The 14,175-nt window shown below is 64.9% G+C and carries 14 protein-coding genes; 2 read left to right on the top strand and 12 right to left on the bottom strand.

The window, feature by feature from the left end; genetic code table 11:
* Nucleotide 1 precedes the first annotated feature (1 nt).
* From msrP to KHN96_RS17580, 7 genes are all read right to left on the bottom strand, one after another.
* Complete coding sequence (gene msrP / locus KHN96_RS17610) at nt 2-997, bottom strand: protein-methionine-sulfoxide reductase catalytic subunit MsrP (protein WP_045785028.1); 996 nt, start codon at nt 995-997, stop codon at nt 2-4.
* 93 nt (nt 998-1,090) lie between these two features.
* Entirely contained in the window at nt 1,091-1,948 is an 858-nt protein-coding gene (locus tag KHN96_RS17605; RefSeq protein ID WP_045785029.1) for an anti-sigma factor family protein, read from the bottom strand.
* Nucleotides 1,949-1,956: 8 nt separating this feature from the next.
* Nucleotides 1,957-2,496: an RNA polymerase sigma factor gene (locus tag KHN96_RS17600; protein ID WP_045785030.1), complete on the bottom strand. Its 540-nt coding sequence runs from the start codon at nt 2,494-2,496 to the stop codon at nt 1,957-1,959.
* 21 nt (nt 2,497-2,517) lie between these two features.
* Nucleotides 2,518-2,955: a COG4315 family predicted lipoprotein gene (locus tag KHN96_RS17595; protein WP_062739457.1), complete on the bottom strand. Its 438-nt coding sequence runs from the start codon at nt 2,953-2,955 to the stop codon at nt 2,518-2,520.
* 112 nt (nt 2,956-3,067) lie between these two features.
* On the bottom strand, nt 3,068-4,258 hold the full coding sequence (gene ccsB, locus KHN96_RS17590; protein ID WP_062739456.1) for a c-type cytochrome biogenesis protein CcsB: 1,191 nt from the start codon (nt 4,256-4,258) through the stop codon (nt 3,068-3,070).
* A 7-nt stretch (nt 4,259-4,265) separates the two neighbouring features.
* The gene (locus KHN96_RS17585; protein WP_062739455.1) at nt 4,266-6,461 is read right to left on the bottom strand and encodes a cytochrome c biogenesis protein ResB; all 2,196 of its coding nucleotides are present in this window, start codon (nt 6,459-6,461) and stop codon (nt 4,266-4,268) included.
* Between the two features lie 110 nt (nt 6,462-6,571).
* Nucleotides 6,572-7,231 (bottom strand): c-type cytochrome, encoded by a 660-nt coding sequence (locus KHN96_RS17580; protein WP_045785034.1) that lies wholly within the window; start codon nt 7,229-7,231, stop codon nt 6,572-6,574.
* 270 nt (nt 7,232-7,501) lie between these two features.
* Here KHN96_RS17580 and yihA point away from each other — a divergent pair, with 270 nt between their 5' ends.
* Together yihA and hemB are read left to right on the top strand one after the other, a co-directional pair.
* On the top strand, nt 7,502-8,203 hold the full coding sequence (gene yihA / locus KHN96_RS17575; RefSeq protein ID WP_045785035.1) for a ribosome biogenesis GTP-binding protein YihA/YsxC: 702 nt from the start codon (nt 7,502-7,504) through the stop codon (nt 8,201-8,203).
* 150 nt (nt 8,204-8,353) lie between these two features.
* The gene (hemB, locus tag KHN96_RS17570) at nt 8,354-9,349 is read left to right on the top strand and encodes a porphobilinogen synthase (RefSeq protein ID WP_045785036.1); all 996 of its coding nucleotides are present in this window, start codon (nt 8,354-8,356) and stop codon (nt 9,347-9,349) included.
* 3 nt (nt 9,350-9,352) lie between these two features.
* On the opposite strand, the gene dsbD is transcribed toward hemB, so the two are convergent.
* From dsbD to rpsD, 5 genes are all read right to left on the bottom strand, one after another.
* Nucleotides 9,353-11,182, bottom strand: coding sequence for a protein-disulfide reductase DsbD (gene dsbD, locus KHN96_RS17565; protein ID WP_062739454.1), 1,830 nt, complete (start codon nt 11,180-11,182; stop codon nt 9,353-9,355).
* 18 nt (nt 11,183-11,200) lie between these two features.
* A complete protein-coding gene (gene cutA / locus KHN96_RS17560; RefSeq protein ID WP_045785038.1) occupies nt 11,201-11,542 on the bottom strand; it encodes a divalent-cation tolerance protein CutA in 342 nt (113 codons plus the stop codon).
* Nucleotides 11,543-11,699: 157 nt separating this feature from the next.
* Nucleotides 11,700-12,098: a 50S ribosomal protein L17 gene (gene rplQ / locus KHN96_RS17555; RefSeq protein ID WP_045785039.1), complete on the bottom strand. Its 399-nt coding sequence runs from the start codon at nt 12,096-12,098 to the stop codon at nt 11,700-11,702.
* Between the two features lie 138 nt (nt 12,099-12,236).
* Entirely contained in the window at nt 12,237-13,217 is a 981-nt protein-coding gene (locus KHN96_RS17550; protein ID WP_004634508.1) for a DNA-directed RNA polymerase subunit alpha, read from the bottom strand.
* Nucleotides 13,218-13,457: 240 nt separating this feature from the next.
* On the bottom strand, nt 13,458-14,081 hold the full coding sequence (gene rpsD / locus KHN96_RS17545) for a 30S ribosomal protein S4 (protein ID WP_045785040.1): 624 nt from the start codon (nt 14,079-14,081) through the stop codon (nt 13,458-13,460).
* Nucleotides 14,082-14,175 lie beyond the last annotated feature (94 nt).

Genomic DNA, 14,175 nt, shown 5'->3' with positions numbered 1-14,175 from the left:
CTCAGAAGTTCTTGCGAAGATCCATGCCGGCATACAGCGGCGCGACCTGATCGTAGCCGTTGAACATCAGCGTCTTGCGCTTGGGCGCGAACAGGCCGCCGAAGCCGCCCTTGTCTTCGCCGATGCGGCGCTCGGTGGCCTGGCTCCATCGCGGATGGTCCACGGTCGGGTTCACGTTGGAATAAAAGCCATACTCGTTGGCCGCAGCGATGTTCCAGCTGGTGGGCGGCTGCTTGTCGACAAAGCGGATCTTGACGATGGACTTGGCGCTCTTGAAGCCGTACTTCCACGGCACGATCACGCGCACCGGCGCGCCGTTCTGGTTCGGCAGCACCTGGCCGTAGAGACCGAAGGTCAGCAACGTCAGCGGGTGCATGGCCTCGTCCAGGCGCAGGCCCTCGCTGTACGGCCATTCCAGCACCGGGCTGCCGATGCCGGGCATCTGCCGCTTGTCGGCCAGCGAGATGAACTGGATGTACTTGGCGCTGCCCTGCGGCTCCACGCGCTTGATGAGTTCGGCCAGCGGAAAGCCGACCCAAGGAATCACCATCGACCACCCTTCGACACAGCGCAGGCGGTAGACGCGCTCCTCCATCGGGGCGAATTTCGTCAGGTCGTCCAGATCGTACGTCTTGGGCGTCTTCACCAGGCCCTCCACGCTGACCTGCCACGGGCGCGGGCGCAGCGTGCCGGCATAGCGCGCCGGGTCGGATTTGTCCGTTCCGAATTCGTAGAAGTTGTTGTACGTCGTAACCTCGTCGTAGGGCGTGGGCTTTTCGACGGTGGTGTAGGCGGGGTTCGGCTTGGCCGGCAGTTTGGCCAGCGGAGGATTGGCCGCGAAGGCCTCGCGCGATGTCCAGGGCGCCAGCGCTGCGCCCGCGGCGCCCATGGCTGCGGCGGCCAGGATGCGCCGCCGCTGCTCGAAGATAGGCTGCGGCGTGATTTCGCTGGCGGGAATGTCATCGCCGCGCAGCCAGCGATCGGTCTTGATCAGCATGATGGGTCCTCGTTATGCGGGGAGGCTCGCCCTCCCTGTCCGTTGGTCGTGCGCCTGCCGCCGACCTGACAGCGCATCGCAAAAAAAACTGCACTATTTCCTGCCGCCCGTCGGCCCGGTGAACTCGCTGTACTGCCGGTAGACCGCCTGTGCCACCTCCAGCAGTTGCGTGCGCGCGAGCGGGCCCGAGACCGCAAACCCCAGGCCGTGATCCGCCCAGTAGAACGCCATGGGGGGCGGATGATCCACGGCCGGCTGAAGCGCCCGCAGCACACGGTTGTCCGGGGGGAGGGTTTCGAGCCGGAAGCCGGTGTCGCGATTGTTCGGCATGCGCCGCAACTGCACGGAAATGCGCACCCCGCCCGGCCCTTCGTACATCAGCATGGCGGTGGGCGCATCCGCCACCACCGTCTGGCGGCCGCCGATGAGGCGGTAGCCCAACGAGGTGAGGTCGGGAATGTGCAGCTGCGCATCGAGCCGCCGTGAGAGCCACGTGACGAGATGCGCTTCTTCGTCGGCGGGCACCTCCACCACGTGTTTCGACTCGGGGGAAAAGACAACGTGCGACACCAGCGCGTCGTTGGCGAAACGCTGCATCGGCACGGTGACTTCCGCAACACCCCGACTGAACCAGCCCGCTGCGGCCCCGATGGTCATGCATGCCACGCCGAGGGCCAACGTGCTCCATCCACGCAGTGCGCCAAAGCCCGCAGTGGGCTGCCGCCGTGCCGCAGCCTGGATCGCGGCCGGAATCCGCCGCGGCGGCACGGGTTCGTTGAGCAGCGGGTCAAGCGCGCGATGGAGGTCGGCGTTCATCGCCCGCCACCGCGCCACCTCTGCGGCGGCGTCCGCATGGGCGGCCAGATACGCCTCCACCGCGGCGCGGCGTGTGGCCGGCAAGCGCCCGTCTGCGTAGGCGTGGAGTTCGTCGATGTGAATGTCGGCAGACATGGCTCGCCTCACTTCACACGGTGCAGCGCAGCGCCGCCACCCGCCGGCTGGGATGCCGCAGGGGTGCCGTCGAGTGCCACGCGCATGCGCTCGCGCGCCCGCGACAGGCGCGACATCACCGTACCCACTGGTACACCGAGCACGTCGGCGGCTTCCTTGTAGGCGAACTGCTCCAACCCGACGAGCAGCAGTACAGCACGCTGCTCTTCCGGCAAGGTGGCCAGCGCGCGCAGCAGATCGCGGCGCAGGCCCGGGTTGTCGTCGACGGCAATATCGGGCGGCGCGTCGGTCAGCTCGATCCGATCCGGCCGGCGCACGGCGTTCAGGTGCAAGCGATGCATGATGGTCAGCAACCACGCGAATAGCCCGTCGCTCTCGTCCGTGGCACCCAGCCGGGGACGCAACTGGAAGCGCCACCGATAGCGCCAGGCGCGCTCCAGCGTGTCCTGGACGAGGTCATCGGCGCGGCTTGCCTCGCCGGCCAGGCCGCGCGCATGACGGCGCAGGCGCGGCGTCAGCGCGATCAGGCGGCCGGCGAGGTCGGTCATGGGCGCGCAGCCGGCAGACGATTACGGCTTGGCGACGTGCCAGACGTTCAGGACGCCGTCCCCGGTCTGGTCGCCGGGCATCTTGTCCTTGGCAAACAGATAGAGCGGCTTGCCGCGGTAGGCCCACTGCTGCTTGCCGTCGTCGCGGGTGACGATGGTGTAGTCGCCGGAGGGCTTGTCCGCGCTGTTGGCGGCCAGCGGCGGCCAGTTGTTGGCGCAGTTGCCGTTGCAGGCGCTCTTGCCGGCCGTGGTGTCGCGGTCGAACGTGTAGAGCGTCATGCCATGCTCGTCGGTGAGCGTGCCGTTGGTCACCTTGACGGCGGTCGGCGTGGAGGACGCTCCCATGCCCATGCTGGCGCAACCCGCCAGACCAAGCGCGGAAAGCGACACGAGCATCACTGCACCGGCCAAGGCCATGCGCGGACGGAACAATGCGGGGAAAGTTGCGGACTGGCTCATCTTGTTCTCCTTGGTGGAGGGGCGCCGGAAAGGGGACAACCGAGGCGCCCTCACAGAGCAGTAAACACGCCAGGCGCGTCCTTATTCCAGTCCGCTGAGGATTTTTCGTGGCTTACAGCTCGCCGTAGCTGTGCAGGCCCGACAGGAACATGTTGACCCCCAGGAAGGCGAACGTCGTGACGAGCAGGCCAATCAGCGCCCACCACGCCGCCATGCGGCCGCGCAGGCCCTTCATCAGCCGCATGTGCAGCCACGCGGCGTAGTTCAGCCACACGATCAGCGCCCACGTCTCCTTCGGATCCCAGCTCCAGTATCCGCCCCACGCATCGGCAGCCCACAGCGCGCCCAGGATCGTGGCAATGGTGAAGAACGCGAAGCCCACGGTGATGGCCTTGTACATCACGTCGTCCAGCACCTCCAGCGAGGGCAGGCGATCGAGCAGGATGCCGTGCTCCTTGAGCAGGTACGCGGAACCGACCATGGCCGCCAAGGCAAACGTGCCATAGCCGATGAAATTGGCGGGCACGTGGATCTTCATCCACCAGCTCTGCAGCGCCGGCACCAGCGGTTGGATCTCCTGCGCGCCGCGCGACACGGTGTACCAGAGCAGGAAGCCCACCGCGGCCGACACCACGAGCATCACGAACGGCCCGAGCGCGCGCGTCTTGTAGCGCTGCTCGTAATACAGATAGAACAGCGAGGTGATCAGCGTGAAGAGGATGAACACCTCATACAGGTTCGAGATCGGGATGTGGCCGATATCCGCACCCACCAGATACGACTCATACCAGCGCACCAGCATGCCCGTCAGGCCAAGCACCACCGCCGCCCAGCACAGCTTGCTGCCGATGGCGCCGCCGGCTTCCCAACGCAGCACGAGCCCGGCCCAGAAGAACAGCGTCGAGAGGAAGATCAGCGCGCTCATCCATAAGATGGCCGACTGGCTGGCGAGGAAATACTTGAGGAAGAAGGCGTGGTCGGCGCGCGCAAGCTCAGGGCCATTGGCGCCGCTGTACTGTGAGATGCCGAATAGCGCCAGCACCGCGATGCCGATCATCAAGGCACGCACCGGCTTCCACGTCCAGCCCAGCCATGCGAATGCGGGGACGGCAGCGGCGAGGATTCCACGCTCGTAGCCATCCATATAGTTGCCGTAGCGCGAGAAGGCGTAGCCGGCGCCGGCAGCCAGCAGCACCGCGAACAGCCAGTCGAACCAGCCCAGGCGGCGAAAATACGACGGCCGCTGCAACGCACCAAGATCGGCGCTCGCCACGGAGGTTTGGGGAGGAGTGGTCGCTTCCATCGCCTGCTCACTTCGTTGGTTTGGACTCGGCATCCGCTGCACTGGCGGCGCCGCTTGGGTCCGCCATGCCGGCAGCGGCGCGGACATCGTGCTTGAGGCGCTCGAACTCGCGGTCGAAGTCGAGTGTGCGGCGCGTGGTCGACATGGCCGTCAACACATGTGCGCCAGAGGTGGTATCGCCGGGTTGCGGCCGAATCCACAGCCACCAGCGGCGCTCTCGTACGTAGAACATCGAGAACACGCCCAGCACCAGCAGCAACGACCCAAGATACACGATGTTCTTGCCCGGCGCACGCGTGAGCTGGAACACGCTGGCCTGCACCTGCTGGAAGTCGGCGAGCTGCAGATAGACAGGCGCACCATAGAACACGCTGTCCGACAGCGCGTTGATGGCGCTCTGCAGCCACTGGCTGCTCGCCGCGTCGACCGCCGGTGCGGCCTGGCCGGCCTGGGCCCGCGCGAGGTGCCACAGTTCCCACATCGAGCTGTTGATGATCTTCATCAGGACGTCGGCGGCCTTCTCGCGCTCCGCTTCCGGGACGGACTTCTGCAGAAAGGTGGCGACCGCAGCGAAACCGCCCTGCGCCTGCGGGGCATCGCCCTTCGCATCGGGGGCGCCCGCGAACAGGTCGATGGCGCGCCGGGCGCTTTCCGTCAGCTGCCTGCGCAGCTCTGCACGGTCCTCGCCGGGCATGGACAGCAGTGCGAACCGGCGCGCCGCCTCTGCGCGCATCGCCGGAGTCTGCAGCGCGGCGCGCAGGCGCATCCAGTCGTTCACGGTGCCCTGGGCGTCGGCGGGAATGCGCAGGTAGCGGAACGGCTCGTCGGGCTGCGTGCGCACGCCGGCGAGAAACACGGATTGCCCGTCCAGCGTAACGGGCAGCATGTAATTGCTGAACTCGCGCGCCTGGCCGTTCGCGTCGCGCAGCTTGTACTGCACCGACGGACCGACATTGCGCAGGCCACGCTCGCGCGTGGTCCGGGTGGCGTTGCCGAGTTCGGCCCGCAAGCCTCCGGCATCGCCGCCGCGCTTGCCTACGCCGCGTGCGTCGGGCTTGCCGGAGGCGTCGGTCACGGTCTCGATGTTCATCAGCCGGAAATCGGTGAACTCCACCGTGTAGTCCGTGCCGTGGCCGCTGAGCCGCGCGTTCTCGCCCACGGTGCCCGACATGGCGAAGGTCTTGTCTTCCGCCCCGCGCATCGGAAAGCCTGTGAGCTTGAGCTTGGAGCCGCCGTCCTCGAAGCTCGACTGATAGATCGCCACGCCGTCATACACGAACGGCTTGTTCACCTCGACGCGTGCGTCCGTCTGCTTGCCGGTGCGGCGGTCCGTCACGACGATGTCGCTGGCGAACAGCTTCGGCATGCCGGTCGAGTAATGCTCGACGGTGAACTTCTTGAGCGTGATGGTGAACGGCAGGTCCTGGATGAGCGCCCCGTCGCCAATGTTCAGGATCGCCGTGCCGACCGTTGCTCCTTCCGGCACAAAGGCGTTGCCCCGGAAGCCCGGGTTGGCGGTGCTCAGGCGATGCTCCGGGCCGATCTCGCTGATGACCGCATTGCCCTTGATCGGCGATTTGCCGCCAAACCACATCTGCAGGCGGATCATCATGTCGCCGTCGAGCAGCCCGCCCACGCAGATGATGACGATGGCCGCATGCGCCAGGATGTAGCCGATCTTGTTGCCCGCGCCGGCCTTGGCGGTGATGAGCGTCGCGCCGCCGTCGCGTGCAAACGCCCGGATGCGGAACCCGCGGTTCTGCGCGAGTGCTGCAAGGCGGGCCGTTACGGTGGCCGCATCGGCCGGCGCGTCGAATTCGTCCTTGTGATGGAACGCGCGCAGGCTGCCTTCACGCACGTTCTCGCGCCAGGCGCGCATGTCGGCGAGCATCTTCGGCGCATTGCGCACGATGCACAGCGACGTCGAAACCACCAGGAACGCCAGGATCAGCAGGAACCACCACGCGCTGTAGACCGTCGGCAGCGACAGCGAACGGAACACGTCGGCCCAGAACGGCCCGAACTGGTTGACGTAGTTCGGATAGGGCTCGTTCTGCTTGAGCACCGTGCCGATCACGCTGGCAATGGCGATCACCGTCAGCAGGCTGATGGCAAAGCGCATCGACGACAGCAACTCCACCGTCTCGCGCAGCGCGCGGCGGCGGGTGCGGATCTGAACGCCGGAGGTGGAGGCAGAAGACATGCGGGACAACGCTATTCAGAAACGAAAACAGGGTGGCGATGCCAGGCGCATTGCCACCCTGTTTTTCTTATGGATTGTGCGACCGTCAATTGATGGCCGGGTGCGACAGATTAGCGCAGGCCGGCAATGTAATCCGCCACGGCCTTGATCTGCTCGGCCGTCATGCGGCTGGCTAGGTCGTGCATCTGCACGCTGTTCTTGCGCGTGCCGTTCTGGAACGCCACCAGCTGGGCCTCGGTGTATTCGGCGAACTGGCCAGCGATGCGTGGGTACTGCGCCGGGATGCCGGCGCCGGTCGGGCCGTGGCAGCCCGCGCACGCTGCGATGCCGCGCTTGGCATCGCCGCCGCGATACAGCTTCTGGCCGAGTTCGATGGTGTCCTTGTTCTTGGCCGAGCCGGGCTTCCAGGCGGCCTGCTTGCCCAGGTAGGCACCGATGTCCTTCATATCCTGCTCGGAGAGCGCACTCGCGTAGAGCGACATGACCGGCTGATTGCGCTCGGTCTTGGCCTTGAAATCCTTGAGCTGCTTTTCGATGTATTCGGCGTGCTGACCGGCCAGCTTCGGGTTGACGTTCATCGCGCTGTTGCCGCCGGCGCCGTGGCAGCTGGTACAGGCCGGCACGCCGTTGGCCGGGATACCGGTATTGAAGAGCGTCTCGCCGCGGGCGGCGTCAGCCTTGGCGACTTTCTGCTCGGCAGCGTAGGCCACGGAAAAGGCCGATGCCAGGGACAGCGCTGCGACAGCAACAACGTTCGCGATGCGGTTCATTCGCACACCTTGTTTAGATTGTTTTCGAATGCTGCGTGCGCCGCCTAATGCCACACACTTCGGCCCGACCCTGCGGCGCGCGGCATCCCCTTCTCCTCTTGCCAGATCGGTACATGAAAACGGACCGGCCCGGGCCTCGGGGCGGTCCTGCGACGGATCTGGCGGGGACGTCCGTAAACCGGCGTATTGTACAATAACCCTTCTGCAATGCGACCTAGCGGCGCAGCATCTACGCAGTTTCAACACCGCAGTCTACAAGGTTCGCCGCGCATGTCGCTCCTCCATCAAGCCCGTTTCTTTACCACCGTCAATCATCTGCGCGATCTTCCGCCAACGGCCGTGCCGGAGGTGGCGTTTGCGGGCCGCTCGAACGCGGGCAAGTCCACCGCGATCAACATCCTGTGCAACCAGAAGCGGCTGGCGTTCTCGAGCAAGACGCCCGGCCGCACGCAGCACATCAATTATTTCTCGGTCATGCCGGCCAAGGCGGAAGACCCGCTCGGCTTCCTCGTCGACCTGCCGGGCTATGGTTATGCCGAGGTGCCGGGCGAAGCGAAGTCGCACTGGGAACACCTGCTCGGCGACTACGTCCAGACCCGCCCGCAACTTGCCGGCCTGGTCATCATGATGGACGCACGCCGGCCCTTCACCGACCTCGATTGCCAGATGGTCGAGTGGTTCCTGCCGACGGGCAAGCCGATCCACGTGCTGCTCACCAAGGCGGACAAGCTGACCAACAACGATGCCTCACGCTCGCTGATGGGGGCGCGCAAGGTACTGAAGGATTATCAGGCGCAGACCGACGGCGATGTATCGCTGACGGTGCAGCTGTTCTCGAGCCTGAAGCGCCGCGGTATCGAAGAAGCGCAGCGAATTGTCGCAGGCTGGCTGTGCCTGCCCGAAGCCTCCGAGCCCGTGCCGCCGGCCACGAAGGCAAAAAAAACCCCGTCGCCAGACGCGCAACGGGGATAACGACCCCATCGAGCCATCGATGGGAACCCGCGTCAGGGAGGAGCCGCGGGGGACGCTGCATCAGCGTCGCTGGCGCATTGTCCGTGCGTAAGAGGGATAATGGCCAAGAAAGTTTTCAAAGTTCACAGTGTGTTCTTAGAGTCTGCTGACATGATTTCGAGCTTCCCCGACCATCGTCCGCGCCGCATGCGCCGCGACGATTTCTCCCGCCGCATGATGCGCGAGTCGCGCCTCACACCCGACGATCTGATCTACCCTGTGTTCATCCTTGAAGGCAGCAACGTACGCCAGGCCGTGCCGTCCATGCCGGGCGTCGAGCGGGTGTCGATCGATGTGCTGATGGGCGTCGCCGAGCAGTGCGTGCAACTGGGCATTCCGGTGCTCGCGCTGTTCCCGGTCATCGAACCGTCGCTCAAGACGCCGGACGGTATCGAGGCGACCAACGCAGACGGCCTGATCCCGCGCGCCGTGAAGGCGCTCAAGGCGCGCTTTCCCGAGCTAGGCATCCTGACCGACGTGGCGCTCGACCCGTACACGAGCCACGGCCAGGACGGCGTGCTCGATGACAACGGCTACGTGCTCAACGAAGAGACGGTGGAAATCCTCACGCGCCAGGCGCTGGTGCAGGCTGAAGCCGGCGTGGACATCGTCGCTCCGTCAGACATGATGGACGGCCGCATCGGTGCGATCCGCCTGGCGCTGGAGCACGACAACCACATCTACACGCGCATCATGGCGTACGCCGCCAAGTACGCATCGGCGTTCTACGGCCCGTTCCGGGATGCCGTGGGTTCGGCCGCGAACCTGGGCAAGGGCAACAAGATGACCTACCAGATGGATCCGGCCAATTCGGACGAGGCGCTGCGCGAAGTGGCGCTCGACATCGCCGAGGGCGCCGATATGGTAATGGTCAAGCCCGGCATGCCGTATCTCGACATCGTGCGCCGCGTGAAGGACGAATTCCGCTTCCCGACGTACGTGTACCAGGTCAGCGGGGAATACGCGATGCTGAAAGCCGCCGCGCAGAACGGCTGGCTGGATCACGACAAGGTCGTGCTGGAATCACTGCTGGCGTTCAAGCGTGCCGGCGCAAACGGCATCCTGACGTACTTCGCACTGGACGCCGCCCGTCTGCTGCGGGCCTGATGATCAGGTGGAAGGTTTCGCCGCCTGTGCCGTGCCGAGTGCGCGGCGCAGGCTGGCGAGGAACGTGTCGGCACGCTGAAAGCCGATCACCCGGGCTTGTACCTCGCTGCCGCGCACATCAAAGAAGACGGTCCCCGGCGGGCCGAACAGGCCAAAGCGCTTGAGCAGTGCTTGGTCATCTGCAGTGTTGGCCGTGACGTCCGCCTGCAGCAACACCACCTCGGCGAGCGCCGCGCGCACCCGCGCATCGGTGAACGTCAGGTGCTCCATCTCCTTGCAACTCACGCACCAGTCGGCGTAGAAGTCGAGCATCACAGGTTTGCCGGCTGCACTGGCGTTGCGCACTTCGGCATCGAGCTCGGTCACGCTCTTCACGCGCTTGAAGGTCAACGCCGGTGCGTTCGTCATCGCCGAGGTGCGCAGCACGCCCGCCAACGGCTGCAGCGGATCGCGCCCGCCTGCGGCCACGCCCAACAGCTGTGCCACGCCGGCCAGCGCCAGCACCATGCCGATCACCTTGCCCAGGCGTTGCAGGTTGCCGGCGCCGTCGGGCAGCGAATCGAACGTCCGCAGAAACACGGACGCGCCGATCAGCAGCGTACCCCAGCCGACCATCGCCATCCACGCAGGCACGACCGGCTGCACGATGTACCAGGCCACCGCCAGCAGGATGAAGCCGAAGACCGCCTTGGTGACGACCAGCCAACGCCCCGAACGCGGCAGCAGATTGCCAGCGCCCACACCGACGAGAATCAGCGGAATCCCCATCCCGATAGACAGCGCGAACAGCGCCATACCGCCCACGGCCGCGTTGCCCGTTTGCGAGATGTACACGAGCGCTCCCGCCAAGGGCGCGGTGACGCAAGGGGACACAATCAAGGCAGACAGCGCGCCCATGACGGCCGCTCCCACCACCTGGCCGCCGCTCAGCTTGTTGGACGCCTGCGTCAGGTGGTGATGCCACGCCGCCGGCAGCTGCAGTTCGTACAAGCCGAACATCGACAACGACAGCAACGCGATCAGCAGCGCAAAGGCACCCAGCACCCAGGCATTCTGCAACGCTGCCTGCAGCCCCTGGCCTGCCAGCCCGGCAGCCACGCCCAGCGCCGTATAAACAACGGCCATGCCGAGCACGTACGCCACCGACACCAGTGCCGCGCGCATACGCGTGGCGTGCTCCCCCACAACGATGGCCGACACGATCGGCAGCATCGGCAGCACACACGGCGTAAAGGTCAGCAGCAAGCCCAAACCAAAGAACAGCGCAGCGATCGCGCCGAGGTTGCCGCTGTCCAGTGTGCTGGCAATGCGTCCTTGCTTGCCCTCCGGTTCGGTGCTGTCTGCCGCCGTGGCAGTCGGCGCCATGGGTACGGCCGAGGCAGGCGACGGACGCACCTGGAACCGGCTCTTCATCGGCGGGTAGCATAGACCTTGGTCCGCGCAGCCCTGGGAGGTCACGATCAGCGTGAACGGCGAGTCTGCATTCAGTGCCTTCACGCGGAAGGCAACCTCATGGCGATACGTCTCGACGTCCTTGTTGAAGGTCTCGTCAAATTTGACCTTGCCGGGCGGCATGTCGAGCGGGGCCAGCCTGACGGTGGCCGGTTCGGCGCCCACGGCAAAGCGCTCGCGATACATGTAATAGCCATCGGCAATGCCGAAGCGGACCTCGACGGTCTGCCCGTCCACCTGCGTCGCCGAAAAACGGAAAGCCTGCTCCGGCGGCAAGAAGTCGTCAGCGGCATGCGCGGGAACCCGCAAAAGCGCCACCAAGACGAGCAGCACGAGCCATTGCAGCATGCGCCGCGCGGACAGGAACGAAGACAAGGTCATATCAACAACAATCAGACGTCAGACAGAGGGCGGCGGCGAAGCTTCTTCAGCTACCCACGCAAGATACGCCGGCAAGCCCGCCGTCACCGGCACGGCGATGAGTTCCGGCACCTCGTAGGGATGCGCCTGGCGCAACACGGCTTCCAGCGCCGGGTACACCGCCTGCGTCGTCTTGATCAGAAGCGGGATCTCGGTCGCCTGCTCGATCGCGCCGTTCCACCAGTACGACGACATGCACGCCGGCAACCGGTTGACGCAAGCGGCCATGCGGGATTCCAACACGGCCCGCGTAACACGATCCGCGCTATCCACATTCGGCAGGTTGGTCAGCACAAGCAGTACATCGGTTCCAGCGGGCATAGAGCCTCCATCAGCGCCATGGGGCGACATGTCGGTTGCGGCAGGCAACAAAAAAGCCAGGACGTAAGTCCTGGCTTCATTGTAATGCGCGCCGAGGCACGCATTTTTCATAGCCCCCGCCGCGACGCCATGTCGCAGCGACGAACTTCGGCTGACCTTACTCAGCAGCCGCTTCGGCTTCCACAGCCTCGGCAACTTCCGGGCGATCGACCAGCTCGACCAGCGCCATCGGCGCGTTGTCGCCCTGGCGGAAGCCGAACTTCAGGATGCGGGTGTAGCCGCCCGGACGGGTCGCGTAGCGCGGGCCCAGTTCCGTGAACAGCTTGGTGACCATATCGCGGTCGCGCAGACGGGCAAATGCCAGGCGGCGGTTTGCAACGGTGTCCTTCTTGGCCAACGTGATGAGCGGCTCGACAACCTTGCGCAACTCCTTGGCCTTCGGCAGGGTGGTCTTGATCAGCTCGTGCTGGAACAGCGAGTTGGACATGTTACGCAGCATCGCGAGACGGTGCGACGAGGTGCGGTTCAGTTTCCGCAGACCATGACGGTGACGCATGATGATTCCTTCTTAAGAGTGTTTGACCAGCTCTTCTATCGCCCCTGACGAGGCGCGGGCCGGTAGCCTTGACTATGCCGCTCAGACCGCAGCGACGGGAAAACGGCCGATGCACAGGCACCGGCCGACAACTGCAATTTACTTCTCGAGACCTGCGGGCGGCCAGTTCTCGAGCTTCATGCCGAGCGTCAGGCCACGCGAAGCGAGGACTTCCTTGATCTCGTTGAGCGACTTGCGACCCAGGTTCGGGGTCTTGAGCAGCTCGTTCTCGGTACGCTGGATCAGGTCGCCGATATAGTAGATGTTTTCGGCCTTCAGGCAGTTGGCCGAACGCACCGTGAGCTCGAGGTCGTCAACCGGGCGCAGCAGGATCGGGTCGATCTGCGGAGCGCGGGCAGCGGCGGCCTCAGCGGCGCTTTCGGTGCCTTCCAGGGCAGCGAACACCGAGAGTTGATCCACCAGAATGCGAGCCGACTGGCGAATCGCTTCCTCCGGCGAGATCACGCCGTTGGTCTCGATGTTCATGACCAGCTTGTCGAGGTCGGTACGCTGCTCCACACGGGCAGACTCCACCGCGTACGACACGCGGCGCACCGGTGCGAACGAGGCGTCCAGCACGATGCGGCCGATGACCTTGCTCGACTCGTCGCCGAACTTGCGCACGTTGCCCGGCACATAGCCGCGGCCCTGCTCGACCTTCAACTGCAGATCCAGCTTGCCGCCAGCCGACAGGTTGGCGATCACGTGGCCCGGGTTGATGATCTCGACGTCGTGCGGCAGCTCGATATCGGCGGCCGTCACCACACCCTCGCCTTCCTTGCGCAGCGACACCGTGACTTCATCACGGTTGTGCAGCTTGAACACCACGCCCTTGAGGTTCAGCAGCAGGTTGACGACGTCTTCCTGCACGCCATCGATGGTGGAATATTCGTGGACGACCCCAGCGATCGTGACTTCGGTCGGGGCATAGCCGACCATCGACGACAGCAGCACGCGGCGCAGCGCGTTGCCGAGCGTGTGGCCATAGCCGCGCTCGAACGGTTCCATGACGACCTTCGCGTGATGATCGCCAAGCGGCTCAACCGCAATAATTTTGGGCTTCAGGAGTGCTGTTTGCATGTAGGTTGTCCTGTTTCAATACCCTCGGCTCGTTACACCGATAAGGCTGACGGATTGGACTGGAAAGATTCCATCGCGAACCCCGCGACGGAAGACGCACGTGCCGCAAACGCGTTGCGGCACGTAGCGATTCGGATTGCTGCGGCGCCTAAAGACTTTCGGCACACGACCACAATGTTGTAGACGATGAGCGTCCCCAAAAGGCGCACGAACCCGCACCTTCCGGTACGGGCGTCGTCATTAACGCGAATACAGTTCGACGATCAGGCTTTCGTTGATGTCGCCGGCGATATCTGCACGATCCGGGACTTGCTTGAAGATGCCTTCCATCTTCTTCGCATCGACGGTCACCCAGCTCGGGAAACCGGTCTGCTCAGCCAGCGACAGCGATTCAGCGATACGCACTTGCTTCTTCGACTTTTCGCGAACGGCGATCACGTCGCCCGACTTGATCTGGGCCGACGGTACGTTCAGCGCCTGACCGTTGACCAGGATCGCCTTGTGCGACACCAGCTGGCGCGCTTCAGCGCGGGTCGAGCCGAAGCCCATGCGGTAGACGACGTTGTCCAGACGCGACTCCAGCAGTTGCAGCAGGGTTTCACCCGTGTTGCCCTTGCGGCGGTCGGCTTCGGCGAAGTAGCGGCGGAATTGACGCTCCAGCACGCCGTAGATGCGCTTGACCTTCTGCTTTTCACGCAGTTGGTTGCCGTAGTCGGAAGTGCGCGCCCCCGAGGTACGGCCATGCTGACCAGGCTTGCTGTCCAGCTTGCACTTGTCGGCGAGCGAGCGACGTGCGCTCTTCAGGAAAAGATCAGTACCTTCGCGGCGAGACAGTTTCGCCTTGGGGCCGGTATAGCGTGCCACGTTGCGTTCCTTTGTTTTCAGTCATCCGCAGCACAAACTCTGCGGACGGTCCGTCATCGGGCTCCAATCGGAGCCATGACGAACAGTGGGCTTA

It is taken from the genome of Ralstonia mannitolilytica (assembly GCF_905397375.1).
GTDB lineage: Bacteria > Pseudomonadota > Gammaproteobacteria > Burkholderiales > Burkholderiaceae > Ralstonia > Ralstonia mannitolilytica.
The sequence above is the reverse complement of the archived record's forward strand: the minus strand, read 5'-3'. Positions and strand labels throughout refer to the sequence as shown.

What these genes read in the sequence shown, in the direction of transcription:
- msrP (WP_045785028.1), bottom strand. Translation starts at nt 997, where the DNA reads ATGCTGATCAAGACCGATCGCTGGCTGCGCGGCGATGACATTCCCGCC.
- KHN96_RS17605 (WP_045785029.1), bottom strand. Translation starts at nt 1,948, where the DNA reads ATGTCTGCCGACATTCACATCGACGAACTCCACGCCTACGCAGACGGG.
- KHN96_RS17600 (WP_045785030.1), bottom strand. Translation starts at nt 2,496, where the DNA reads ATGACCGACCTCGCCGGCCGCCTGATCGCGCTGACGCCGCGCCTGCGC.
- KHN96_RS17595 (WP_062739457.1), bottom strand. Translation starts at nt 2,955, where the DNA reads ATGAGCCAGTCCGCAACTTTCCCCGCATTGTTCCGTCCGCGCATGGCC.
- ccsB (WP_062739456.1), bottom strand. Translation starts at nt 4,258, where the DNA reads ATGGAAGCGACCACTCCTCCCCAAACCTCCGTGGCGAGCGCCGATCTT.
- KHN96_RS17585 (WP_062739455.1), bottom strand. Translation starts at nt 6,461, where the DNA reads ATGTCTTCTGCCTCCACCTCCGGCGTTCAGATCCGCACCCGCCGCCGC.
- KHN96_RS17580 (WP_045785034.1), bottom strand. Translation starts at nt 7,231, where the DNA reads ATGAACCGCATCGCGAACGTTGTTGCTGTCGCAGCGCTGTCCCTGGCA.
- yihA (WP_045785035.1), top strand. Translation starts at nt 7,502, where the DNA reads ATGTCGCTCCTCCATCAAGCCCGTTTCTTTACCACCGTCAATCATCTG.
- hemB (WP_045785036.1), top strand. Translation starts at nt 8,354, where the DNA reads ATGATTTCGAGCTTCCCCGACCATCGTCCGCGCCGCATGCGCCGCGAC.
- dsbD (WP_062739454.1), bottom strand. Translation starts at nt 11,182, where the DNA reads ATGACCTTGTCTTCGTTCCTGTCCGCGCGGCGCATGCTGCAATGGCTC.
- cutA (WP_045785038.1), bottom strand. Translation starts at nt 11,542, where the DNA reads ATGCCCGCTGGAACCGATGTACTGCTTGTGCTGACCAACCTGCCGAAT.
- rplQ (WP_045785039.1), bottom strand. Translation starts at nt 12,098, where the DNA reads ATGCGTCACCGTCATGGTCTGCGGAAACTGAACCGCACCTCGTCGCAC.
- KHN96_RS17550 (WP_004634508.1), bottom strand. Translation starts at nt 13,217, where the DNA reads ATGCAAACAGCACTCCTGAAGCCCAAAATTATTGCGGTTGAGCCGCTT.